Source organism: Pandoraea fibrosis (assembly GCF_000807775.2).
Lineage (GTDB): Bacteria > Pseudomonadota > Gammaproteobacteria > Burkholderiales > Burkholderiaceae > Pandoraea > Pandoraea fibrosis.
The window spans coordinates 1,268,699-1,292,647 of the sequence record NZ_CP047385.1 but is presented as its reverse complement, the minus strand read 5'-3'; the positions used below and the strand labels follow the sequence as shown (position 1 = coordinate 1,292,647).

At 63.1% G+C, this 23,949-nt stretch carries 15 protein-coding genes and 2 tRNA genes; 4 read left to right on the top strand and 13 right to left on the bottom strand.

What is annotated here, in order from left to right; genetic code table 11:
• Positions 1-8: 8 nt before the first annotated feature.
• From PI93_RS05760 to PI93_RS05735, 6 genes are all read right to left on the bottom strand, one after another.
• Positions 9-2,774, bottom strand: a complete 2,766-nt coding sequence (locus PI93_RS05760; protein ID WP_039375237.1) for an NfrA family protein — start codon at positions 2,772-2,774, stop codon at positions 9-11.
• The gene (locus PI93_RS05755; RefSeq protein ID WP_039375235.1) at positions 2,771-4,468 is read right to left on the bottom strand and encodes a glycosyl transferase family protein; all 1,698 of its coding nucleotides are present in this window, start codon (positions 4,466-4,468) and stop codon (positions 2,771-2,773) included. Before PI93_RS05755 ends, PI93_RS05760 begins: the two co-directional genes overlap by 4 nt.
• 19 nt (positions 4,469-4,487) lie before the next feature.
• A complete protein-coding gene (locus PI93_RS05750) occupies positions 4,488-6,758 on the bottom strand; it encodes a cellulose biosynthesis cyclic di-GMP-binding regulatory protein BcsB (RefSeq protein WP_236105663.1) in 2,271 nt (756 codons plus the stop codon).
• Between the two features lie 117 nt (positions 6,759-6,875).
• Positions 6,876-8,036 (bottom strand): non-hydrolyzing UDP-N-acetylglucosamine 2-epimerase, encoded by a 1,161-nt coding sequence (gene wecB / locus PI93_RS05745; RefSeq protein ID WP_039375233.1) that lies wholly within the window; start codon positions 8,034-8,036, stop codon positions 6,876-6,878.
• Between the two features lie 548 nt (positions 8,037-8,584).
• Positions 8,585-8,660, bottom strand: a tRNA-Glu gene (locus PI93_RS05740).
• Between the two features lie 18 nt (positions 8,661-8,678).
• Positions 8,679-8,754 (bottom strand) — tRNA-Ala (locus PI93_RS05735).
• Between the two features lie 205 nt (positions 8,755-8,959).
• Between PI93_RS05735 and PI93_RS05730 the strand changes: the two genes are divergently transcribed.
• Together PI93_RS05730 and PI93_RS05725 are read left to right on the top strand one after the other, a co-directional pair.
• The gene (locus PI93_RS05730; protein ID WP_080759494.1) at positions 8,960-11,122 is read left to right on the top strand and encodes a UvrD-helicase domain-containing protein; all 2,163 of its coding nucleotides are present in this window, start codon (positions 8,960-8,962) and stop codon (positions 11,120-11,122) included.
• Between the two features lie 82 nt (positions 11,123-11,204).
• The gene (locus tag PI93_RS05725) at positions 11,205-11,669 is read left to right on the top strand and encodes a CreA family protein (protein ID WP_039375229.1); all 465 of its coding nucleotides are present in this window, start codon (positions 11,205-11,207) and stop codon (positions 11,667-11,669) included.
• Between the two features lie 30 nt (positions 11,670-11,699).
• Here the strand turns inward: PI93_RS05725 and PI93_RS05720 are convergent, their stop codons facing one another.
• Complete coding sequence (locus PI93_RS05720; protein WP_039375228.1) at positions 11,700-13,604, bottom strand: sigma-54-dependent Fis family transcriptional regulator; 1,905 nt, start codon at positions 13,602-13,604, stop codon at positions 11,700-11,702.
• Positions 13,605-13,897: 293 nt separating this feature from the next.
• On the opposite strand from PI93_RS05720, the gene exaC reads away from it, so the two are divergent.
• Both exaC and yiaY read left to right on the top strand, forming a co-directional pair.
• Positions 13,898-15,418 carry an acetaldehyde dehydrogenase ExaC gene (gene exaC, locus PI93_RS05715; protein ID WP_039375226.1) on the top strand — a complete coding sequence of 507 codons (1,521 nt, stop codon included), beginning with the start codon at positions 13,898-13,900 and terminating at the stop codon, positions 15,416-15,418.
• Positions 15,419-15,588: 170 nt separating this feature from the next.
• The gene (gene yiaY, locus PI93_RS05710) at positions 15,589-16,737 is read left to right on the top strand and encodes an L-threonine dehydrogenase (RefSeq protein ID WP_039375224.1); all 1,149 of its coding nucleotides are present in this window, start codon (positions 15,589-15,591) and stop codon (positions 16,735-16,737) included.
• Positions 16,738-16,809: 72 nt separating this feature from the next.
• Here the strand turns inward: yiaY and PI93_RS05705 are convergent, their stop codons facing one another.
• The 6 genes from PI93_RS05705 to PI93_RS05680 all read right to left on the bottom strand — a co-directional run bounded on the left by PI93_RS05705 (position 16,810) and on the right by PI93_RS05680 (position 23,937).
• Complete coding sequence (locus PI93_RS05705; RefSeq protein ID WP_080759493.1) at positions 16,810-18,168, bottom strand: MFS transporter; 1,359 nt, start codon at positions 18,166-18,168, stop codon at positions 16,810-16,812.
• 84 nt (positions 18,169-18,252) lie between these two features.
• Positions 18,253-18,930 carry an aspartate/glutamate racemase family protein gene (locus tag PI93_RS05700; protein ID WP_039375222.1) on the bottom strand — a complete coding sequence of 226 codons (678 nt, stop codon included), beginning with the start codon at positions 18,928-18,930 and terminating at the stop codon, positions 18,253-18,255.
• 33 nt (positions 18,931-18,963) lie between these two features.
• Positions 18,964-20,436, bottom strand: a complete 1,473-nt coding sequence (locus PI93_RS05695; RefSeq protein ID WP_039375221.1) for an MFS transporter — start codon at positions 20,434-20,436, stop codon at positions 18,964-18,966.
• 221 nt (positions 20,437-20,657) lie between these two features.
• Positions 20,658-21,512 (bottom strand): MurR/RpiR family transcriptional regulator, encoded by an 855-nt coding sequence (locus tag PI93_RS05690; protein ID WP_039375219.1) that lies wholly within the window; start codon positions 21,510-21,512, stop codon positions 20,658-20,660.
• Positions 21,513-21,648: 136 nt separating this feature from the next.
• On the bottom strand, positions 21,649-22,734 hold the full coding sequence (locus tag PI93_RS05685) for a M14 family metallopeptidase (protein ID WP_328803348.1): 1,086 nt from the start codon (positions 22,732-22,734) through the stop codon (positions 21,649-21,651).
• A gap of 12 nt (positions 22,735-22,746) precedes the next feature.
• Entirely contained in the window at positions 22,747-23,937 is a 1,191-nt protein-coding gene (locus PI93_RS05680) for a M20 aminoacylase family protein (RefSeq protein WP_039375216.1), read from the bottom strand.
• Between the last annotated feature and the right edge of the window lie 12 nt (positions 23,938-23,949).

Sequence of the window (23,949 nt, the reverse complement as noted above, 5' to 3'; positions counted from 1 at the left end):
CCAAAGACTCAGTACGAAAGCGTGAACGTCAGGAACAGCCCCTTCGCCCGATCCGCCTGGCCACCACCGATGTTGAAGCGATACTGCGTGGCGAAATCGACGTACGATCGCGCGGTGTTGTAGTGATCCGAGCGGAAGTAGTAGCGAACGTTGAAACCGACACCCGCGCCCAGCGACCACGACGAACTATTGCCCAGCAGGTCATAGCTGTTGACGGCTTGCGGCGGCACGCCCTGATCGTTGATCGCGAGCCCCTCCACGCTGTCGGCATTCTTGAGCCAATCGCCCGCGAGGACCACGTAGGGATACAGCACGAGGTGCTCGCTGATCTGATCCATGCGGAAGCTCTGCCCGGCACGCACTTCGAAAGCCGCAAAATACTGCCGCCGCTTGACCTTACCCGACGTGCTAGTGGTGGCCGCGCCCGTCGTGTTGTCCGTGAGCCAGAGATCGGACGGCAGGTCTTGCCACGAATAGCCCGCCTGAATATAGCTTTCGAGCGTGAACCAGCTAGGCTGATCCATGCGTAGCTCGCTGCCGATGTAGTACCCGTAAGTGGCATAGGCTTGCCAACCGCCGTTACCCGCATTGGCGTGGTAGTTGGCCGTCTGGTTGCTCTGATTGAGCGTACATTGCAGATCCTGCCGCTTCGGCTGGAAGGTGCCGGAGCGGGTCGCCGACCCGAGCAGGAATTGACGCTCCAGACCGAACGTCAGTCCCAACTCGGTCGACGGGGTGAATCGCACCCCCAGAATACCCACCGTCGTCGGGAAGCCGGCGCTGCCACGGTTCGACGTCGGATCGATATTGATCGGCGCCTGACTGCACGGGTCCAGACCGGATTGCGCAACGGTTCGGCCTCCGGCGTCGTACAACGTGTTTGTCAACTGGCCATACACTTCGAACGCGTGGTCGTTCGAATTCAACCAGCCACGCGGACGCCAGAAGACTTCGGCAGTACTGAATACCGCATTGCCCGGTACCGAGATCGCCGCTCCGCCCAGGCTCCCCCCAGCGGGACGCGCACCGCGATACCCCACCGAGACCGTAGCCCCCCATTGCCGCGAGACGTCGGCAATGGCGCCACGCGTGTCGTAGAGTTGTTCGGGCGTGAGCGACAAACGGTTCGCATCGTAGTCGTCGATGGCCTTGCGGAATGTCGCTTCGGCATCGGCTTTGCGGCCAGCCGCTGAGAGCGCATATCCTTCCGCGAGCACAACATCGGGCGACGCCTTGCCGCTCGCGCGCGCCGCCTGAAAATCTTCGACGGCCAACGCGGGTTCGCCAATGCGTTGACGCAAATAGCCACGCTGAACCAGCAGGTCCGGATCGCCCGGCTTCTCTGCGAGGGCCTTCTCGATCCGGTCGCCCGCCTCTTTCGCCTGCGCCGAGTTGCCTGCCGCCAACGTCGTCGTCAGCAAGCTCTGGTAGATCGGGCTCTTCGGGTCCAGCTCGACCGCGCGGCGCGCCTGCTTGATCGCTTCCTGATAATCCTCGCGGTCATAGGCAGCGTAGGCTTGTGCGGACGGCCCGCCGTAACCCACTGTGTCATAGGGCAGCAGTTCGTAGACGGTGCCGTAGGGCGTTTCGCGTGGGTCCTGAATCGGCGCCGGGAAGTTGACCTGCGTGAGCGTCGGCGGTGGGCGCTTGCTTGAACGCGCGATCTTCAGGCGCGATTTCACCGCGTCGTCTTTGTCGCCGAGGGGAGCGAGGAGCGCGATGGCACGCGCATGATCGCCGCCCGCGAGCGCCGCGTCGGCCGCGATCAGGCGAACGTTGCGGATCTGTCCTTCGTCCAGCCAGTCCTGCTTGATCGCTTCGTCGAAGTCCGCATCGGCGAGGGCCTTCTTGCCCTGAAGCTGACGCAGATATCCGCGCATCTCCAGCGCCACGGTGTTCTCGTCGTTTTGCTTGAGCGCATCGGACGCCGCGTCTTCCGCTTCCTGCAACTGATTGTCGAGCATGAGTGCCGAGATCAGCAGCAGCCGGTAGCTGTCGTCTTCCGGTGCGAGACCGACAGCCTCGCGCGCAAAAGGAATCGCATTTTTGGGCTGGTTATCGATGATCGCCTGATAGCCCTGGCTGGCCGGATCGACGGCCTTGCGTGCGCGCAGCACCTGAATACGGGCCTTCAGATCCGAGGTATTCGGCGCGCCGAGCGATATCGCGGTGTTGGCCGCAGCCACACCGTCGTCGAGCTTTTCCTGTGCCTCGAGTGCGCCGATCCACAACAGCGCCCACGCGCCTTGCGATGGGTCGATACGGAACGCCTGTTCCGCATGCGCCGCAGACTCCGCATATTGCTGAGCGTTGTATTCGGTATAGGCCTGCGTCGCGATAGGGAAACCACGCCGGTACGCCTCGGTCGGCGGGGGGCCGCTTGCCTGCGCCTGCGCGAGGTTGGTATTCGCGTCACGCAAAGCCGGTGCATTGAAGCCGTATTTGAGCGCGTCGTCGACAGCCTTGCGCGCGTCGTCGATCTTGCCCGCGCGTTGCAGCGAATAGATGAGCAGCATGCGCAGGCGCAGAACGTCGGGACGCAGACGAGCCGCCCCCGCGGCTGCCGTTGCGGCTTGCGCAAAGCGACCCGCCTGATAGTGCTTGTAAGCCTGATCGGCCAGCTTCCATGCCTGCCCCGACAGCGGCGCTTCGCCAGCGGCCTTGTCGGCCGTGGCCGATGCCTGGGCGAATGCCGAAGTGGGGAGCGCGGACCAACAACAGGCCATCGCCGTAACAAGTGCGAGTGTGCGAAAGGGCGTCAAAGGCGTCTTCATGTCGCGGCAGAGGGAAGATTGGCAGGCTGCAGCGACGGGGCGGCCACACCTTGCTGAAACGAGATGGCTTCGGAGAGCGTGGCTTCGTCCAGCCAGCCCAGTTGCATGAGAATTTCACCCAGCGGGCGGCCTTCGCGGGCCTGCGTCTCCAGTGCGAATGCCAACTTGGTCTCATCGATGGCTTGCCACGACAACAACAGCTCGCCCAATCGCTGACGCTGCTGCGTGAGCTGATCGGTCGAGGGGAAGTCGTGCATCGTCTTGTCCCACACCAGGCGTTTGCCCGTGATGAGGTGGACGATAAACAGACGCCACGCGCGCGCAGCGGCCATCGCATTGATGAAGTTGCCGATCACCATGCGCGGGGCGGCGAGCAACGCGTGTTCCCAGCCGTACATGTGGTACACGAAGAAGCTGCGCTGCGATACGCGCAACGCCAGCGCAATGGCATTCAGGCTCATGAGCGTCATGACCCAGCCATTGGGCGGAAAGATCGACGGGTAATACACCTTCCACCAGCCCAGCTTGTCGGCAATCAGAAACAGCACGAAATTGAGCAGCAACACGTAGGCAATGATCGCAATGAACGACGTCGCCAGCCCCTTGCGGTCACGGAACAGCAGGTACTTCGTCGCGAGCGATCCCTGCCAGCCGACCTGCGCCCAGCCTTGCAGCCCGATGCCCAGCGTCCAGCGAGCCTTCTGCCGATAAGCCGTCTTGAACGTGTTGGGGAAGTATTCGCGAATGCCGAGGGGCATGCGGATCGTCGACACTTTCTCCTTGCCGAAGCCGAAAAGGCCAGCGCGCTTGATCACGTACTCGACCGGGAACTTGCCGAAGATCTGCTTCATGCCACGGCGCGCCAGTCGTGCGCCGATGTCGTAGTCTTCGGTGAGCGTATCGGTGTTGAAAGGCTGGTTTTGCGTCTCGGCGGCCAGCTCTTCAAGGGCGCGGCGCGAGAAGCATGTGCCCACGCCCGCCGACGGCACCATCTTCGACAGACTCTCGCGAACCACCAGATCCTTCGTGTGCCATTCGGCGAATTCGTCCATGTAAGTGCCGGCGACGAGTTCGTACCATTCGCGCTCGAGCGACGTCACCGGCAACTGAATGAAATCGATGCGCGGCAGCAGGTAGTTGTAATACTTCAGCTCCAGCGGGTGAAGCACGTCTTCGCTGTCGTGCAGGATCACGCCGGCGAACGGCTCGGGCTGCTGCTGATTCTGTTTGAAGATCGCCTGCACGATCCAGTTCAGGCAGTCGGCCTTGCAAGTCGGCCCGTCGTGAGGCACTTCCACATGAACCAACTGGCGATAGCGTCGACGCATGCGCTCGACTTCGTTCTTCGTCTTGGCGTCGTTCTTATACGTGCCGACGAAGATCATGTAGTTCTTGTACTCGAGCGTGCCCACCATGCTCTCGAGCATGGCGGCAATCACGTCGTACTCGAGCCACGCCGGCACCATGATGGCGAGCGGCTGCTCGCGAACTTCACGCAACTGCGACGCCTGCAACGGCGTGTAGCGCCGCCGGATGAACAGCGACCGGTAGGCCTGGCGCACCCAGTACCAGAGGTCGACGAACAAGTCGTCGATACTCGATAGCAGGATGATGACGCCGACCACCGCGCTTGCCACCTCAAGCCCGCGATAGTAGTCGGCAACCAGATACGGCCAATAGAGTGAGGAGATCACGTCAACCCGGCGCTATGCATTAATGATCACTCTTGTTCTTGCGCCCGGCACGCAGCGCCAGAATCAAGATCAGCAGCAGCACAAGCAGCGCGATGGCAATGGCAGGCACGCCCCACGACACATAGCGGCGCCATTCGTAGAACGCGCTCTCGCCGGCCCCAGGGGGCAGACTGGCATCCGGATTGCTCGTGTCGATCCACGCGACCGGACCGCTCGGGCCGATGATCGCGAGGTTGCCGCGATTGAGCAGGAACGGCACGCCCACGTCAGCCGTCGGTTCGCCGATCGCATACCAGAGCAAGCCATCTTGACCGCCGCCGCGAACGACTTCCGCCGTTGAAAGACGTTGCAACCCCGTCATATCGAGCCACTTGGCGTCCTTGCCGCCGATCTCCAGACGCTTGCGATCGGTCACGACGGCAGAAGGCTTCGCCCCGTCGATCTGCACTTCCATGGCGACGAACGGCTTGCCCGGCTTGACGGACTTGTCGCCCGCGGCCACCGTCAGTTCGGCGCGCGAAGGAGACAGTCCGCTTGCCGCCGCGATGCCGATCACGCGTTTGATGTTCTCCGGTGCAGCCGCCAGATAGCGATCCGGTACGATCAATTGCGGATCGCCCGCCATGAGCGGCAGCAGGCCCACGAACGTGCCATCCGGCTCGGCCTTGCCCGGGCGCACATAGCTCGCCGCCGGCAACACATTGACCGGATACGCCTGCGGAATTTCGTTACAGTCGGCCGAGTACGGCTGACGCTGTACCGACACGCGCAAAATGTTGTTCACGCCCAGCGCATAGCCCGGCACGCGGGCCTTGAGTTGTTCCGGACGACCGTTGGCGTCCAGTTGCTTGGCCGCCAGCAAAATGCCATTCCAGAACACGGTCGCGACAGGCTTGGATGCCGCCGGCCCCGGCGCTGCCGACAGATAGAGCGAGATTTCGCCCGGCATGCGTCCGCCCGAGGCGACGGCAGTCAGCGGGAAGCTCACCGTCCAGTCGCCGCGCGCCAGCACGTCGAAGCTATCGGCCGAACCGCCCAGGCTCGACAGCCGCACGACCTGCTTGTCCTCGATATCCGGCGTGTGAGCGATCGGTGCCGTCACGTTATTCGACACCAGCAAACGGCGCAGCGAATCGTCGAAAAGACCGGCAGCCTGTGCACCGGCATCGCCAGCAATGGCAATCACCGACTGGCCGCCCATCGGTGTCAGGCGAATCTGCTTGGCGGCCAGTGCGTCAATCGAGAGCGGGGCGCGTGCGGCGCGCCAGGCCTTGAAAGCCGCAGCCGCATCGCTGTCGCTCGAGAACTGGGCTTGCAGCGCGTCGAGCGCGGCTGTCATGCGGGCACGCAGCGCCGCGTCGGCCACCACCACTTCGCCACTCACCGACGGCGCGCCCACGGCGAGCAACGCACCGAGTTCGGCGTCGCTGGCCAGCTTATGAGACGCGCTGTTGTCCTTGATGGCCGCGAACGCGGGCACACCGGCCAGCGCCGCCGGTACCTCGACGCCACGCGTGTCCACCCCATCGCCAACGGCGGGCAATGCACGCACGATGACGCGCCTGCCGCTACGCTCCAGTGCTACGCCGACACGCCAAGCGCTGTCGAACGCATCCTTATCCAGTTTCTTGCCTGCCACGAGCAGCGCAGGCGCGCCCGGCAGTGTGCTCCAGGCGTCGTCGAGACTCGCTACCGACTTCGGGTCGATGCGATACGTCAGACGGGTCTGTGGCGAAATCGTGACCGAATTGGCCATCGATCGATCCGGCTCGCAACGGTACGTTCCCGTGCGCGAATGCCAGTTCACGCCCAGACGGACGAAGCCTGTGTCACGGGCACGCGACGAGACCGCCAGATTGCGCTGAAGCGGGCCGTCGCCATCGGGCACCGATTGCGACGTCATCGGTTGGCCGTCGATGGACAGCACAACCGAGGCGGGACCCGCCGCGCCCTTCAGATAGCGACCGTCGAAGGCAACCGACGCGTCGGCCAGCGCAAGGCCCTTCGGTACCGGCAGATAGAACTCCTGGTTCGCGTCGCCCGCGAGTACGACCGGTGCCGTGATGCCAAGGTCCGACAACGCGATGTTGCGCGTCAGATTGGCACCGGCGCCAAGTGCGCGAACGCCGTCGCCCAACGCACTGGCGTGCGATACCGCCGGGCACAGCGCGCTCACGAGCGCCAGTGCGCCGAGCGCGATGGCCGAAATCGTCGAGGTGTGGCGTGCGCCGGCACGTGTCGGCTGGCGGGAGGAAGCACTGTGAATACGCATGGGGTTAGGCAACGACATGGGCGTTCCGTGAGTTGACGTGACATCGCGCGCGGGCGACGACACAGAGTTGGACGACATCGGCAAGGCCGTTGAATTCGGGGGCGTGAGCGATTCGGACAGCATCGATGATCTCCCTCAGCGCGCGCGCGTACTGCCAGCGTGACCGGGATCGAACTCCACCATCGGCCGCCCACACAGCGCGTCGACGATACGACCGGCTGCGTGGCCGTCGCCATAAGGATTGAGCCGACGGGAAAACGACGCGTGATAGGCAACATCGTCGAGCAGGCGGGTGACGCCGGCCACGATCCGCTCGCGGTTAGCGCCGACCAGCGCCACAGTGCCCGCTTCGACGGCCTCGGGGCGCTCGGTCACATCGCGCATGACCAGCACCGGTTTGCCGAGATACGGCGCTTCTTCCTGCACCCCGCCCGAGTCCGTCAGGATGATGTACGCGCGCTGCATGAACCAGACAAATTCCACGTAGTCGAGCGGATCGATCAGATGCACGCTGCCAAAGCCGGACAGTTCCTGCATCACGACTTCGCGCACGGCAGGGTTCAGGTGCACCGGATAGACGATCTGAAGATCGTCGCGACGCGCAAGTTCGGCCAGCGCGGCACAGATGTTCTGGAAGCCATCGCCGAAGCTCTCCCGACGATGACCGGTCACGAGCAGCAGACGGCGGCCGGGGTCGATCCACGGATAACGCGCGGCGATCTCTGCGCTGAGCGGCGAGTCGTCGCGCAGGCGCGCAGTGAGCGTGGCTAATGCATCGATCACCGTGTTACCGGTCACGGCGATCTTGCCATGGAGGTTCTCGCGCAGCAGATTGGCGCGGGACGTTTGTGTCGGTGCGAACAGCCAGTCGCCAACGGCATCGACCACGCGGCGATTCATCTCTTCGGGGAAGGGCTTACTCAGGTCGCCGGTGCGCAGCCCCGCTTCGACGTGACCAATGCGAATGCGGCGATGAAAGGCCGCGAGCGCGCATGCCGACGCGGTACTCGTGTCGCCATGAACCAATACGTAATCGGGCTTTTCGGCTTCGAGCACGGCGTCGACCCGCTCGATGGCACGCGAGAACAGGCCGTTGAGCGTCTGATTCGGCACCATGACTTCCAGATCGTACTTGGCCGTCAGCCCGAAAAGCGACATCACCTGATCGAGCATCTGCCGATGCTGGCCGGTCACGCACACCACACTCTCGATGCCGGGTTCGTCATCGAGCGCACTTACGAGAGGCGCCATCTTGATTGCTTCGGGGCGCGTGCCGAATATAGACAGGACTTTCATCGCTCTTCTTTCTGGTCCGAGCCTGCCGGTAAAGCGCGCAGGCGCATTGCCCTTTCCGGTAACGACGGACGGGGGCTGGTCTGGCACGAGTCTGGAACGGCGACGCCAACGCCATGGGGAATATATCGGCGTGCGACACAATTGCTTTGGACCCTGGTGCGATGGCGAATGTTAGCCAGCTTTTATTACCGCAACCAAGGACGATGTCCCCTCTCTTGCCACGTGTTTCGCGCGAATTGTCGGTATCCCCGCGACAGCGCGAACTGGATTGTGGCGGATGGTACTTGTCGACCGTCCCCTTATGGTCCCCCGTGCGTCAGGAGTCCGTCAGATGTCGCCTAAACACAACGCGACGCACCGCGCTACCCGCCATTTCATCGGGATTTCGCAAAATGCTGCTCGCCAACCGCCCCAAACGAGGACGACCTCCGCGATGCGGCCCAAATGCAAAAGGCCGGATGCCTGTGAAGACATCCGACCTTTGTATGCGTGTTGCCGAATCTGACGCCGGCCGGCCTCGACGTGTGAACCACACCGCTGCCGATAGATGGCGTCCCCTAGGGGATTCGAACCCCTGTACTCACCGTGAAAGGGTGATGTCCTAGGCCTCTAGACGAAGGGGACAGAAAACTGTCATTCGTTTGGTGGAGGTAAGCGGGATCGAACCGCTGACCTCTTGCATGCCATGCAAGCGCTCTCCCAGCTGAGCTATACCCCCGCGCGAAGAGGCGTGACTATAGCGCATTTGCCGGACACAGGCAACCGTCGCCTGACGATCTGCTGAATCCCCCGCATCCGCCACGACCGCCGGTCCTGCCAGTCGCAGCGAGAACCCACGCACCCGGATAGAATCTCTCTTGCCGCGCACGACGCGCGCCCTCGCCCATCCCGCATCACCCGCGTCCCCAGCAAGGTCAGAAGTCATGAGTGAAACCCCATCCCCGCTTCGCACCCCACGCTTCGTGCCCAACGGTCCCGCACTGACCGTCGAGCAGGTCGCGCTTCAGGTGGCGAACGAGAGGATCTGCATCGCCATGGCCAACGCCGGCACCGGCAAAACGACAACGCTCGTCGCCCGCATCGGCGAAGCCATCGCCGGGGGTACGCCGCCGGAGCAAATCCTCGCGCTGACCTTCACCGCCACCGCCGCCGACGTGCTGCGCGCGCGGTTGCAACGCTCAGGCATTCATGCCGACCTGCACAAGCGCGTGCGCGTCTCGACCTTCGACGACTACAGCCATGACGTGCTCGATGCCTTGCCCACGGCGAACGAGCGCGCACGTCGCATTCAGCGCGACAGCTTCCTCACGTCCTACATCGCCAGCGCCATGGAGACATTGCGCGACGACGTCGAACACCGGTACGCGCCCGGCGTCTTCGAAGACAACCACATCAATGTGGCGCAAAGCCTTGAGGCCATGCGAAAGCTCAAGGCGGGGGGCGCACTGTTCGACGACGTGGACGACGAGCAGCTTGGCGATCTGCTCGAGCGGCTGGACGTCACTCCCGCCCAGTACGCCATCACGCAAGCCTATGAACGGGATCGTCTGGGTGCGCTCGATGAGCCGAAATTCCGGGATCGTTTCGACGGCACCTACGACCTTGCACAGTTGATCGATCGCGAGAGCGTCGCACCGCAGTATTTCGCCCCGTGCCGGCTGATCGTGTGCGACGAACAACACGACTTCAACGAAGCGTCGTATCGCGTGCTGCGCCATTTGCTCCGCACGCTCAATTGCCGATTCGTCGGCGTGGGGGATCGCGATCAGGTCATTCACGGGGACATGGGCGCGAGCGATGTGTATATGGGCGAGCGCTTCCGCATGGATTTTGCCGGCGCGAATGCCTACCCGCTCACGCGCACGTTCCGTCACGGCCCCCATATCGCCTATCCGGTGGCCGCATTCAAGCGCAAAGCCATCGAGTCTTACGTCAGACGACACACGCCCATCGAGGTCATCAAGGTCGATAGCCAGCACAGCACCGTGGCAAACGCCGTGCTGGCCGACGTGCGCGGCTGGATGCAAGACAGCGACAAACGTTCGACGTGCGCGGTACTGCTGCGCGACTGGCATCAAAGCGCTGCGGTGGAAGAGGCACTGTGGCGCGCCGAGATTCCCTTCGAATCGCCGAATAAAGAGGGTTTCCAGTTCCGGGAAGAGATCCGGTTCGTGCGCGCCGTGTTCGCATTGGCGATGCGTGCGCACGAGACCATCGACGAGCGTGAGCGCATGTCCGTCGCGGCAGTGCTTGGCATCTTCGCGAACATTCGCCTGTCGCGCGATCAGTATCAGTTGACGGCCAAACACCCGGAGTTGATCGAACAGATTTACACGTCGTATCTGCTGGGTGCGGTGCCGGGCACCCCCGCCGCGAACATCGGTCAGTTGATTCGCGAATTGCGCGCGAGCCTGCCGATGCTCTCTGCCAACGACGCCTTCCGCCGCATCCGTCAGAAGATCGATTTTCAGGCGGTGGCAACGCGCCTCTATGCGCGGCCGTATGACGTCGATCTGGTTGAGCGCACGCTGCGCGCCTATGCCGCGACGCTACCCGCCGACGACACGCCGCTGGCGGACTATTTTGCGTCGATGATGGCACGCCTTTCTGCCATCCGGCGCGCGAGAACGGGCGCGCGCGTGAGTGTCGACACCGTGGCGAACATCAAGGGCAAGGAGTTCGATCACGTCATCATCCCCTTTATGGAACGCAACGAGTTTCCGAATCCTTACGCGCCCATCGAGAGCGAAAAGAATCTGTTTTACGTCGCGATGACGCGGGCGCGAGAATCGATCTCTCTGATCACGTCCCACGACGAGACCCGGCAAAGCGGATTCATCGCGTCTCTCGACCTGCCACGCACGACGCACCTCGCCGACGACGCGCTCGTTCGCAACATGGCGATGCCGGTGGACGCTACGCCCGCCCGGCGTTATCTGAGCGGCGATACCTATGGCGCGAAGGATGAACTGATCGCGCGCGGCGCCGTCTACGACCCGTCGCGGCGGCAGTGGTACATCACCCCGGAAACGGACCCGGCGGCCTTCTCACAGTGGCTGTCACCGGGGGTCACACGACACGAGTAGAATCCGCTGCGCGCGGCACGCCTGGCGGGTGAGCGTCGCCGGAACGCTATCGATCACTCGGCATTTGACGGAATACATCCTCATGAAGACAGTCTTTGCGCTGGCATTGTTAGTCGCCGCGAATTGGGCACATGCCGAGAAGATCGGTGACGTGAGCACCGCATTCAAACTGGTGGGACCGGATCACAAGATCGTGGTCGACGCCTTCGATGACCCGAAGGTGCACGGCGTGACTTGCTATGTGTCGCGCGCGAAGACCGGCGGCGTCAAGGGAATGGTCGGACTGGCGGAAGACAAGTCGGAAGCGTCGATTGCCTGCCGGCCTGTCGGGCCGATCGCTTTCACCGCGCCGCTCCCGAAGGAAGAGGAGGTTTTCTCGGAAGGCCTGTCGCCACTCTTCAAGAAGCTGCGCATTGTGCGAATGGTCGACAAGACGCGCAACACCCTCGTCTACCTCACCTACTCCGACAAGCTCATCGACGGCTCGCCGCAGAACAGCGTAACTGCCGTTCCGGTGGATCGGGCGACCCCGATTCCGACGAAGTAAGCAGACGATGTCGCAGTCGCGCAGCGAGCCTCAGCCACGCAGCAGGCCGAAGCGCTTCAGCTTCCGGTACAGCGTGTTGCGACTGACCCCGAGCTTGCGCGCCGCAGCGCTAACCTGCCCCTGGCAGGCATCGAGCGTGGCGCGCAGGGCCTGACGCTCCGCCGCCTCCAGCGGCGCCTCTGTCGGCGCTGCGACGCTCAAGACCGGCGCCGCTTCGCGCAACTCGTCCGGCAGGTCATCCAGCGTGATGACACCGTTCTCGCTCAGCGCGACCAGTGTGCGAATGACGCTGCGCATCTGCCGCACATTCCCCGGCCACGCATAAGCGCAGAGCCGGTCTTGTGCGGCGTCCGTCAGGGTGATCCTGCCTTGTTCGCAGGCCTGCGCCAACAGCCGCTGAATCAGGTCGATCTTGTCTGCACGCTCGCGCAGCGGCGGCACGCCAACTTCCAATCCACTCAGACGATAAAAGAGATCCTCGCGGAATTGCCGCTCGGCGATACGCTCGGCAAGGTTGCGGTGCGTTGCGCTGAGGATGCGAATGTCGAGCGGCACCGGTTCGCCGCCCCCCAATGGGGACACCCTGCGGTCTTCGAGCACGCGCAGCAGCCGGGTTTGCATCGCGAACGGCATGTCGCCGATCTCGTCCAGAAACAGCGTGCCGCCGTTCGCTTGCCACAGCTTGCCGTTCATCCCCTCTTTGCGCGCGCCAGTGAAGCTGCCTCCCACGTAGCCGAAAAGCTCGCTCTCGATCAGCGACTCGGGGATCGCCGCGCAATTCAGCGCAACGAACGGACCATTCGCTCTCGCGCTTGCCATGTGCACGGCGCGCGCGAAGACCTCTTTGCCACTGCCCGTTTCGCCGCGAATGAGAACCGGGACATCATGTGCGAAGACCCGGCAAGCGCGCGAAAACTCGCGCGCCAACGCCGGGTCGGAAAACGCAGGGGCCGTCGTCTCTTGCGCGGGCGTCGGCAGACGGCTCACGCGCCGTACCGCACGCAAGGGTGCACTCACCATCGCCAGCAACGGCTCGCCGGCCTGCGTGCGAATCGGCCAACACGTGCTCGGCGTGGGGTGCGCTTGTGCCAACAGCGCATCGAGCGTCTGCGCGAACCAGCGATCCACGCGGGTGCCGACGATCTCGTCGCGCGTCGCGCCCAGGCGATTCAATGCGCTTTGGTTGGCGGCCAGCACGCGCCCGGTGTCGTCGAAGGCGATCAGCGCTTGCGCAAAGCCGCCGAGATGATCGGCCTGCTCCTGCAATTGCAGCAGCCATTCGTCACGATAGTGAAGAAAGAAATATTCGCTCTCCACGACCTTCGCCGACAGATTCACGAGCGCGAGCGTATGGAATTGGCTCTGTCGTGTGAGATCGGCGCTTGTGGACGATACGTCGATCACGGCGAGCAGATCGCCTTGCGGGGCGAATACGGGACTTGCCGTGCAGGTAAGGGGCGTGTGCAGCGCGCGAAAGTGGTCCTGCTGACAGATGATGACCGGGGCGCGTTCGACCACGCAGGTACCGATGCCGTTGGTGCCTTCGCACGACTCGCTCCAGTCGGCGCCCGGCCATAGCCCTGCGCGAAGGAAGTCGTCGCGCTTGCCGTCGTGAAGCCGGGAGTCGACGATGACGCCGTCGGGTGCGGTGAGTAACACGGCCTGATGCGGATTCATCAACTGACGTTGCAAACGCTCAAGCACCGGGGTGGACACGTTGCGCAAGCGCTCCATCGCGTTTCGGCGCTCGCGCAGTTGCGCCGACTCCAGCACACGTGGCGCCATGCGCGCGCCCGGATCGAGCGCGTGGGTGTCCAGACAGCGACGCCAGGAATCGGCGATGTTCGGGTCGGTCGCGGCAGCGCCGTGCGACGCATGACCCTGTACGACATTGAGCACACGACGCGCATGTGCTGACTGTGTATTGGCTGGCATTGGTCGTCTCCCCCGTGCCGGATGATCTCGTAGTCGTTCCCGAAGCATGTCCCATGCCGGGGGTGATTGCAATGCGCGATGTCAATCGGGAGACGCGAAGCCATTGCCTGTCACAACGACGAGACACCCGGTGTCACGGCGCGAGACAAAGGTGTCACGGATTCGGTACACGCCAACACCGCCCCACGCCGCTTTCCCGCATGAATTGGCGATTCGCCGCAGGTGGCCCGCGAATTGCTTATTGCCCCGTGTGGTCACAGCACCACCGATACGACAATATCCGGAGACACGACATGCGATACGCCCCACCCGGCACGCCCGGTGCCTTGCTGTCTTTGCAAACGCATTACGAGAACTACATCGGCGGCAAATTCGTGCCGCCCGTGGAAGGACGCTATTTCACCAATACGTCGCCCGTAACCGGCGGCGTCATCAGCGAGTTTCCCCGCTCCAGCGGCGCCGACATTGAACGCGCGCTCGACGCGGCCCATGCGGCTGCGCCCAGGTGGGGCAGGACGTCGGTGCAGGCGCGCTCGCGCATTCTGTTACAGATCGCCGACCGGCTCGAGGCGCAACTCGAGCGGTTCGCCGTCGCCGAGACCTGGGATAACGGCAAGCCGGTGCGCGAGACGCTCGCCGCCGACCTTCCGCTGGCGATCGACCACTTCCGCTACTTCGCCGGGTGTATCCGCGCTCAGGAAGGCACGGCCGCAGAGATCGACGAGCACACGGCTGCCTACCATTTCCATGAGCCGCTGGGTGTCGTCGGTCAGATCATTCCGTGGAATTTCCCGCTGCTGATGGCCGCATGGAAGCTTGCACCCGCACTCGCCGCCGGCAACTGCGTAGTGCTCAAACCTGCCGAGCAAACCCCGCTTTCGATCACCCTGTTCGCCGAACTGGTCGGCGATCTGCTGCCGCCGGGGGTGCTCAACATCGTTCAGGGTTTCGGCAAGGAAGCCGGTGAAGCCCTGGCGACGAGCCGGCGCATCGCCAAGATCGCCTTCACCGGCTCGACGCCCGTGGGCGGACACATTCTGTCGCGGGCTGCCGCCAATCTGATCCCGAGCACGGTCGAGCTGGGCGGCAAGTCGCCCAACCTCTTCTTCGACGATGTCATGCGTGGCGAGCCCGAGTTCATCGAGAAGGCCGCTGAAGGCCTCGTGCTGGGCTTCCTGAATCAGGGTGAGGTCTGCACCTGCCCGTCTCGCGCACTCGTGCAGGAATCGATCTACGAGCCCTTCATGGAAGTGGTAATGGCCCGGGTCGCGCGCATCAAGCGCGGCGATCCGCTGGATACGGAGACGGCCATCGGCGCACAGGCGTCGCAACAGCAGTTCGACAAGATCCTTACCTACCTCGATCTGGCTCGCAAGGAGGGTGCTCAGGTACTTACGGGCGGGGGCATCGAGATGCTCGACGGTCCGCTGGCGTCGGGCTTTTACATCCAGCCGACGCTGCTCAAAGGCGAGAACCGGATGCGCGTGTTCCAGGAAGAAATCTTCGGTCCGGTGGTCGGCGTGACGACGTTCAAGGACGAAGCCGAAGCGCTGGCGATTGCCAACGACACCGAGTTCGGTCTCGGCGCGGGGGTATGGACACGCGACATCAATCGCGCGTACCGCATGGGCCGCGGCATTCAGGCGGGACGCGTGTGGACCAACTGCTATCACCTCTATCCGGCACATGCCGCGTTCGGCGGTTACAAGAAGTCCGGCATCGGCCGTGAGACGCACAAGATGATGCTCGATCACTACCAGCAGACGAAGAATCTGCTGGTGAGCTACGACACTCATCCGCTCGGGTTCTTTTGAGCACTCCCTCTAGTCGCCCCTGAGTTTGCAGCAGATCAAAGACGCATCGCGCCGTGGGTGCGATGCTGTCTTCAGTGCCTGCGAAAAACGATTCTGGACACCGCATGCGCGCTCGCGTTGAGACCAGCGCGCGTGGTGTGCCCCTCTCAGAACAAATAAGGAGCATGACCATGAGCACGACCTTCTTTATCCCCGCCGTCAACATGATGGGCGTCGGCAGCCTCGACGAAGCGATTGCCGCCCTGCGCCAGTACCATTTCCGCCGTGCATTGATCGTGACCGACGCCGGGCTCGCCAAGGCGGGCGTTGCCGACAAAGTGGCGAAGCTGCTCGGCCAGCAAGACATCCAGTCGGTGGTATTCGACGGTGCGAAGCCGAACCCGACCGTCGGCAACGTGGAAGCCGGGCTCGCCATCCTCAAACAGAACCAGTGCGACTTCGTGATCTCGCTGGGCGGCGGCTCGCCGCATGACTGTGCGAAAGGCATCGCGCTGTGCGCGGCAAACGGTGGACATATCGCCGATTACGAAGGCGTCGATCAATCGAAGAAGCCGCAACTGCCGCTCGTTGCGATCAACACGACGGCCGGCACGGCGAGCGAGATGACGCGCTTTTGCATCATCACCGACGAGAAGCGTCACGTGAAGATGGCAATCGTCGACCGCAACGTCACGCCGTTGTTGTCGGTCAACGATCCGGCGCTGATGGCTGCAATGCCCAAGGGCCTCACGGCCGCGACGGGTATGGACGCGCTTACGCACGCCACCGAAGCGTATGTGTCGACCACCGCCACGCCGATCACCGATGCCTGTGCGCTCAAGGCTGTCACGCTGATCTCGCAGAACTTGCGTCGCGCAGTCTCGCACGGTGACGACATGACGGCACGCGAGAACATGGCTTACGCGCAGTTCCTTGCAGGCATGGCATTCAACAATGCGTCGCTGGGCTATGTGCACGCGATGGCGCATCAACTCGGCGGGTTCTACGACTTGCCGCACGGTGTCTGCAACGCGGTGCTGCTGCCGCATGTGGAAGAGTTCAACGCGAGCGTGAGCGCCGGGCGGTTGAAAGATATCGCGCAGGCGATGGGCGAGAAGGTTGAGGGCCTGAGCGACGAAGAAGGTGCAAAGGTGGCGATTGCGGCGATCCGTCGACTGTCGAAGGACATCGGTATTCCGAACGGACTGACCGAACTCGGCGCGAAGCTCGAAGACGTGCCGACGCTTGCGGCGAATGCCATGCAGGACGCCTGCGGGTTCACCAATCCGCGACGTGCCGAACAAGCCGAGATCGAAGAGATTTTCCGCCGGGCATTCTGACACTCGGCGAGTGAATCCAAACGACAAGGGCAACGTGACGTCACGTTGCCCTTGTGTTGTTAAAGGCGAGACTCAAGCCATTGCATGCGCTCCCTGCGCTGGCGTGCGTCGATGCATCCTCCACCAGATCAGGATGGCAACGAACGCTTCAAGCGCCGCCACGATCCAGAGGCCGCCGTTGAAGCTGCCGGTCGCGTCCTTGACGAGGCCGAGCAAGTACGGCGAGCCGAACCCCGCCAGATTCGCCACCGAATTGATGAACGCCACGCCCATCGCCGCAGCGCCGCCTGCGAGATACGCGTTCGGCAACTGCCAGAACACCGGAATCGCGCCCATGGTCCCCGACACCGCCACGGCAAGGCACAGGAACGCCGCCACGCCATGACTGCCCGCGAACACGCCCACACCCGCCAATCCGCATGCGCCGATGAACACCGGGATCGCACAGTGCATGCGCGCCTCCCGTCGCTTGTCCGCGCTGTAACCGATAACGAGCTGGAAGATCGCGCCAAACACGTACATCACCCCGACGAGCAACCCGATGTGCAGCGGATTCGTCGGCCCCAGTGCGCGGACGATGGTTGGCGCGAAGAACGAGAGCGTCGCGTTCGCTGCGACGATACCGAAGTAGATAGCCGTCAGCAGCCACAACTTTGGGCTACGCACCGCCAGCATGAAACTGTGTTCGCGTTTCCCGGCGCTGTTCCGGTCACGGTCGAGATCGATTTGCAGCAACCGCTTCTCCTTCTCCGACAGCCAGTCTGCCTGCTCCGGCTTATCGACGAGGAACCACACCGCCAGAATGCCGGCGAGGACCGTCGGGATACCTTCAAGCAAAAACAACCACTGCCACCCCGCCCAGCCGTTCACGCCGTGCATTCCGTTGAGAATCGCCCCGGCCAGCGGCGCCCCCACCACCGATGACACGGCCGACGCCGAGATGAACCAGGCAAACGCCTTCGCGCGACGATGGGCGGGAAACCAGAACGTCAGATAGAGCAATACCCCCGGCTGGAACCCAGCTTCAAACGCGCCGAGCAGAAACCGCATCACATAGAAATACGCGGGAGAATGCGTAAACATCATCAACACGCAGATCGTCCCCCAACCCAGCGTAATGCGCGCGAGCGTGCGTCTCGCGCCGATACGCAGCAACAGCCAGTTACTCGGAATCTCCAGAAAGAAATAGCCGAGAAAGAAGATGCCCGCACCAATGCCGTAGACCGTCTCGCTGAAACCCAGATCCTGCTGCATTTGCAGCTTCGCGAAGCCGACATTCACGCGATCGATCCACGCCAGCATCCACAACACGAAGATGAACGGAATGATCCGCCACATGATCTTTTTGTAGATCGGGTCGAGCATTCGATGGTCCGGGTCGGCGAACGCGTTGGTCGCGTCGCTCGCATGCAGCCGTGTCGGTTGATTCATGATGTTTCCTCGCCAAGAAGTGCGTGTTCTGCCCCGCGCGATGGTGGACGCGAGTGCGCTGTTATGACTTCGATATGGATGACGTCAGGCGGCTTCGCCGAGACGCATCGCCTGAATCAGTGCGCGACATGCTGCCGGCACAGGCCCGATCACCGGGATCGAAAACTGCTCGCCCAACGCTTGTGCCGCTTCGCCCAATGGACCACCGCCGATCACGACGGCACGGGCGCCGTCCTGCTGAATGCACGCGTCAACCGCACGCGCCAGACGACTCTCCAGTTGCGACGGCACGCCCCCCAACGCCAACGGATCGCCGCTGGTGAATCGCGAGCCGGTGAAGGTCGCGCCGAACCCGAGCTTATGGACATTCGATGCGATGGAGTGCGCCAGCATGGGCGTCGTCGTCGCGATGCCGAAGCGCCGCCCGCCCGCCGCTGCCTCGCGCACGGACGACGCGCCGATGCCGACCACGGGCACCTCCAGACGCGCGCGCAGCGCCTCGATGCCGGGGTCGCCAAACGCACCGACGATCACGCCATCCGCCTGTGCCGCCAGCGCGACGATCTGCGGTTCGTTCACAGCCTCGGCAGCAACGACAAGGTCCTGCTCATCGACGATCATCGGTGCGCCACGCGTCACCGTTGCTCCGACGACCATGGGTGGGGACGACATCACGCTGGCGAGATAGGTGCGCGCGATATCGACCATCATTTGCGTCGTCGCCGTCGACGTATTCGGATTGATGAGCAGGATGTGAGTCATGAAAATCTCGGCGAGTCGGAAAAGAGAGGTGGTTCAGGCAGCCGGGGACGGCGGTGCGTCAGCCGATGTTCTGGCTGCCGTGTGCGCGTCGACGTCGCCCGGTGCCTCGGGACCATCGATGGGCTTGCCGAATGTCTCCGGCGCGAAGGTCAACGCAAGCGCAAACACGGCGTACATCGCGGCCATCATCCCGAACATGCCGCCGATGCCGTATTGGTCGAACACGCGACCGGCGACCAGCGGCATCGCCGCACCGGCCAGCGTGCCCAGCGCAAGAATGAACGCCGTACCGAAGGCGCGCACTCGCGTCGGATAAAGCTCCGGGGCGTAAATCCAGATGGACGTATTGAGCAGCAGCACGCAGAACTGGAACGCCGCCCCGAACGCGAGGATGAGCGGCTGCGACTTCGACAGAAAGCCAAAGCACAGACCGATCGCGCACGCGGCGATCGCACCGAGCGTCAGCACCCGCTTGCGCGGGAAACGGAAGCCGAAATACGACGCGGTGATAGCGCCGAGCAGGCTGCCCGACTGCATCACGATGGTGAACACGAAGCTCTTGCTCAGCGTGTAGCCCTGCGCCATCAGAATCGTCGGCATCAGCGTGAGCACGGAAATCTGCGCACCGTAGGTCATGCACACGGCAACGCCGACCGCAGCCGTGCGTCGTGCCAGCGGGCCAACGAAGACTTCGCGCAGACGCACTTTGTCGGCACGATGTGCGCCTTCTGGCGCTTCGCTCAGATAACGCTTGGCATCGCGCCTGCCCTCCCCCTTGGGCGCTTTGCCAAGCTTGCCCGACGCGAGAATGTTGAGCACGCGGTTGGCGTCTTCGACCCGGCCTTTGGAGAGCAGGAAACGCGGCGTCTCCGGGATGAACCGGCGATACAGCAACACGAAAAAGGCTGGCAGCACCAGACAGCCGAACAGCCAGCGCCAGCTATCCGGACCGGGGAAGAAGGCGAAGACGGCCAGTCCGAACGCTGGCGCGAGCATGTTGCCAAGTCCGCCCCCCGCGACGTTGATCGCCCCCACCGCCACGCCACGAAAGCGCGACGAGCAGAACTCCGCCAGCATCGTGACCGCAATCGAGATCTCACCGCCGAGACCGAAGCCAACGATGAAACGTCCGGCTGCGAGCATGGTGTAGTTCGTCGCCAGCGCACAGATCAGTGCCCCCAGCGTGAACAGCATCAGGTTGATGCTGAGCATCGTGCGACGGCCATAGCGGTCGGCGATGTAGCCGGAGCCGAGTCGTCCGATGGCGGCTGCGCCGAATGTCAGCGTGTTGAGGAAGCCGATCTGCGCCGCCGAGATGCCCCAGTACTCGCGCAGCAGCGGCCCCACGAGGCCGACAGCGTTTTGTTCGAAAACGTCGAACAGCACGCCGAACAGAATCAGTGCGAGGATTTTTTTGTGTGACGGCGTCACCCCGATGTCGTCGAGCGCCCGTTCGAGCTGCTGCAACCTGGGTTCCGACGACGATACGACCACTTCTGCGCCCATCGTAAAACTCCCTGCGCCGCGATTGGCGCCTTGCGACCGATTTGCCTCGCCCTCTGATGAACTCTGATCAGTTAATATTTTTTCAGATTATTTGTTTTTGAAAATTATTTTTCATATCAGGGTTTCACCGGACATACGGTGTCCTTGGCGGAGAATGCCAATCGGGGACGTCACCAGGAGGAATGGGGGCTTACGAGGGCGGCGTCGCCACCCGGGGGGGATCAGATTTCGTCGAGCGCGTCGTGGAACGCTTCCACGAGCCCGAGGTGACGACGTCCCGGATTACCCGCCAGCGTCATCACCTGCGTGACAATCAGGTGGCACAGACCGATCACGGCTGTGTGGTTATCGAGCACACCGGGCCCCTGGACATCACATTGCAATGTCCACTTCGCCGGTGCCTTCGTGGAGGCATTGCGCTCGGTGATGTAGACGAGGTTCTGGCAGGCCTTCGCCAGTTGCGCAACGACGCTCGGCATCTGACGTATACGACGACGCAGCGCGAAGACGACCACGACGTCGTTGGCACCGATGCCTGCGAGATGTTCGCCCAACGTCTCCCCGGCGCCCGGGATCACCTGCGCGCTCGGGACGATTTGCAGAAGTTGCCAGCGGAAGTACATCGCCAGCGGATGGCTGGAGCGGAAGCCGACGACCCAGACTTTGCGTGCTTCGAGAATCGCCGTCGCGATCTGTTCGATTTCGCTGGACGAGAGACGCCGATAGGTGGCGTCGATGTTAGCGAGACTTTGTTGACGTTGTGCGCCGACGAGATCGTCGGCGACGGCATCCGCAGCAGGTGCCGTGGCTGCCATCGCGAGCGGTGAACCGGCGCGCTGCTCAGAGCGCACATGCTTGCGGGCTTCGTCGAACGACTCGTAACCCAGACGTCGCACAAAGCGCGTAACGGTGGCGTTGGAAACCTGCGCGAGCGTCGCCAGCTCAGACGCCGTGTACCCCGCCAGGTCCCCCGGCAAATCCAGTGCGAACTCCGCCAGACGCCGCTCCGATGGGGAGAGCTGATCGAGCTGATCTCGAATTCGGCCGACGAAAGACTTCTTCACGTGAGATGCCATGTACGTTTGCGTGGTGCGTTGCGTGATTGGGGCGGGCGATCGACCGGCTCATCTTGCCTGCCGCGCCTGATTCGCGATTGTCGCGCGAAATCGCGCGAATCGCGAATTCCCCTGACAGACAACGCGAACGCATCGCTTACATGGGGTGACGACTCAACCCCGTCACCGCTTGCAGGATCGCCACACGCGCTTGCCCGAGAATCTGCCCTTGCCATACGGCATCGTCAAAGCAGAAGGCCGAGCGCACCGCCTGACGAATCGCCGACGCTTGTGCCTCCGGGGCATCCGGATGTCGCCTTAGCCACGCATCCGCTCGCAACATATGCAGCATGTCGACGAGCGGCACTGTACCGTATTCGATGGCCATCGCCGTCACCTGTGCATCGCTTCGCGCGGTGCGCAGCGTGTCCAGCAATGGTCCACCGACGTTTGACGCCACCGTCGTCCCGTCCAGCGGACTGGCAAGATCGGCGCCCCACCATGTGCGGGCACGGGCCAACTCTGCGGCGTCGAGCGCACCGACACAGATCTTCTCTCCGTGACCTGGCGGACCGAGACCGGTATGGAAGTCGATCCAGCCAATCGCATCACACTGCTGCGCGTGCGTCTCGATCAGCGTGCGCATCAATCGTGTACTCCATACCGGCTCGCGTCCGCCGTAGAACAGCCCTTCGGCAAACGCGTACTGCCCGACTGTCAGCGCGCGCTGGTAAGCCGACTCGCCATGCGTCGCGATGTAATCCGAAATCGCCCGGGCGTTGTCGTCGGACGGCGGCCAGGTCGACGGCACCAGCAGGTCGTGCAAATCCGCGTAGGCCATGTTGACAGGCAACGTCTGTGAGAAATCGATGCTGTTCCGATTCAGATCGACGTTGTCTTCATTCGTGCGCGACAACCACGAAAAACCGTAAGGGTTGAGAGCATGCACGATCAGAATGGCCACGCCCGTGTTATCGAGACGCGCCTTCAACCCTTCGTCGCCAAGCAAGGCGATCTGCGCGGCGCTCCCGCAGAAGCCCTCGACACCGTGTGTAGCCGAGGTGAGGATCAGCAATCGCCGCGCGTCGGTTGCCCCTAAACGCACGACGTCCGTCACCAATTCCTCGCCTTCCCGGCCGATGACCTCGGGAATGGCATGACTCGTCACCTCCACGCCTGCCTCCCTGGCGGCGTCGGCAAAGCGCATGCGCGCCTGGCGATAGCTATCCGAAAACGGACTCATGATCATCGTGCGTCACTCCACCAGAAACGCTTCCGTCAGCCGCACCCAATAGGTGGCGCCAAGTGTCAGCACGTCGTCGTTGAAGTCATAGCTCGTGTTGTGCAACATGCACGGGCCGAGGCCATGCCCATGGGTGCGATGATCCCCCGTCCCATTGCCGATGTACGCGTAGCAACCGGGACGCTCCAGCAGGAAGAACGAGAAGTCCTCCGCGCCCATCGTCGGATCGATCGGACTGACGACGTGATCGCGCCCCACGATCTCCTGCATGACGTTGACTGCGAACTGTGTCTCGGCAGCAGTGTTCACCGTTGGCGGGTAATTGCGCAGGAACGAGAATTCGACCGAGCAGCCGTAGGCCGCGGCGGTCGCTTCGCAAAACTCGCGCATGCGTGTCTCCACCAGATCGAGTACGTCGAGCGAGAAGGTGCGCACCGTGCCAGCCAGCGTCGCCGTGTTCGGAATGACGTTGATGGCCTCGCCCGCCTGCATCTGCGTAATGGACAAAACAGCGGCGTCGATCGGACGCTTGTTGCGCGTCATGATGCTCTGCAATCCGGTGCCGATCTGCATGGCCGTGAGGACCGGATCGATACCGTCGTGCGGCATCGCGGCGTGAGCTCCCGTGCCTTTGACAACGATGCGGAACTCGTTGCTCGACGCCTGCGTTGCGCCCACGCGCGCCCCGAAACTGCCGGCGGCAAGGCCCGGCCAGTTGTGCAGCGCGAATACGGCGTCGACCGGAAACTTCTCGAACAGTCCGTCTTCCAGCATGGCTTTCGCTCCGCCACCGCCCTCCTCCGCTGGCTGGAAGATGAAAACGATGGTGCCGTCGAAAGTCCGGTGCCTGGCGAGATGCTGTGCCGCGCCGAGGAGCATGGCGGTGTGGCCATCGTGACCACAGGCGTGCATCTTCCCCGCGTACTGCGACGCGTGTGCAAACGTGTTGAGTTCCTGAATCGGCAAGGCGTCCATGTCGGCGCGCAGGCCGATGACCTTCTTACCGGTACCGTTGCGCAGTACGCCGACGACGCCCGTCTTTCCCAGCCCCCGCGTGACTTCGATCCCCCACGATTCGAGCAGCTTCGCCACAATGTCGGACGTGCGCGCCTCTTCGTAGCGCAGTTCGGGGTGAGCGTGGATATCGCGTCGAATGGCTTGCAGTTCTGCCGAACGCTCGGCGATTTCAGGAATGATGGACATCGGTATCGTCTC

Bases quoted from the DNA above. Each gene is read 5' to 3' on its own strand.
- PI93_RS05705 (WP_080759493.1), bottom strand. From the start codon at position 18,168: ATGAATCAACCGACACGGCTGCATGCGAGCGACGCGACCAACGCGTTC.
- PI93_RS05685 (WP_328803348.1), bottom strand. From the start codon at position 22,734: ATGAGTCCGTTTTCGGATAGCTATCGCCAGGCGCGCATGCGCTTTGCC.
- PI93_RS05720 (WP_039375228.1), bottom strand. From the start codon at position 13,604: ATGCCAGCCAATACACAGTCAGCACATGCGCGTCGTGTGCTCAATGTC.
- PI93_RS05680 (WP_039375216.1), bottom strand. From the start codon at position 23,937: ATGTCCATCATTCCTGAAATCGCCGAGCGTTCGGCAGAACTGCAAGCC.
- PI93_RS05750 (WP_236105663.1), bottom strand. From the start codon at position 6,758: ATGTCGTTGCCTAACCCCATGCGTATTCACAGTGCTTCCTCCCGCCAG.
- PI93_RS05700 (WP_039375222.1), bottom strand. From the start codon at position 18,930: ATGACTCACATCCTGCTCATCAATCCGAATACGTCGACGGCGACGACG.
- PI93_RS05690 (WP_039375219.1), bottom strand. From the start codon at position 21,512: ATGGCATCTCACGTGAAGAAGTCTTTCGTCGGCCGAATTCGAGATCAG.
- yiaY (WP_039375224.1), top strand. From the start codon at position 15,589: ATGAGCACGACCTTCTTTATCCCCGCCGTCAACATGATGGGCGTCGGC.
- PI93_RS05725 (WP_039375229.1), top strand. From the start codon at position 11,205: ATGAAGACAGTCTTTGCGCTGGCATTGTTAGTCGCCGCGAATTGGGCA.
- exaC (WP_039375226.1), top strand. From the start codon at position 13,898: ATGCGATACGCCCCACCCGGCACGCCCGGTGCCTTGCTGTCTTTGCAA.
- PI93_RS05730 (WP_080759494.1), top strand. From the start codon at position 8,960: ATGAGTGAAACCCCATCCCCGCTTCGCACCCCACGCTTCGTGCCCAAC.
- PI93_RS05695 (WP_039375221.1), bottom strand. From the start codon at position 20,436: ATGGGCGCAGAAGTGGTCGTATCGTCGTCGGAACCCAGGTTGCAGCAG.
- wecB (WP_039375233.1), bottom strand. From the start codon at position 8,036: ATGAAAGTCCTGTCTATATTCGGCACGCGCCCCGAAGCAATCAAGATG.
- PI93_RS05760 (WP_039375237.1), bottom strand. From the start codon at position 2,774: ATGAAGACGCCTTTGACGCCCTTTCGCACACTCGCACTTGTTACGGCG.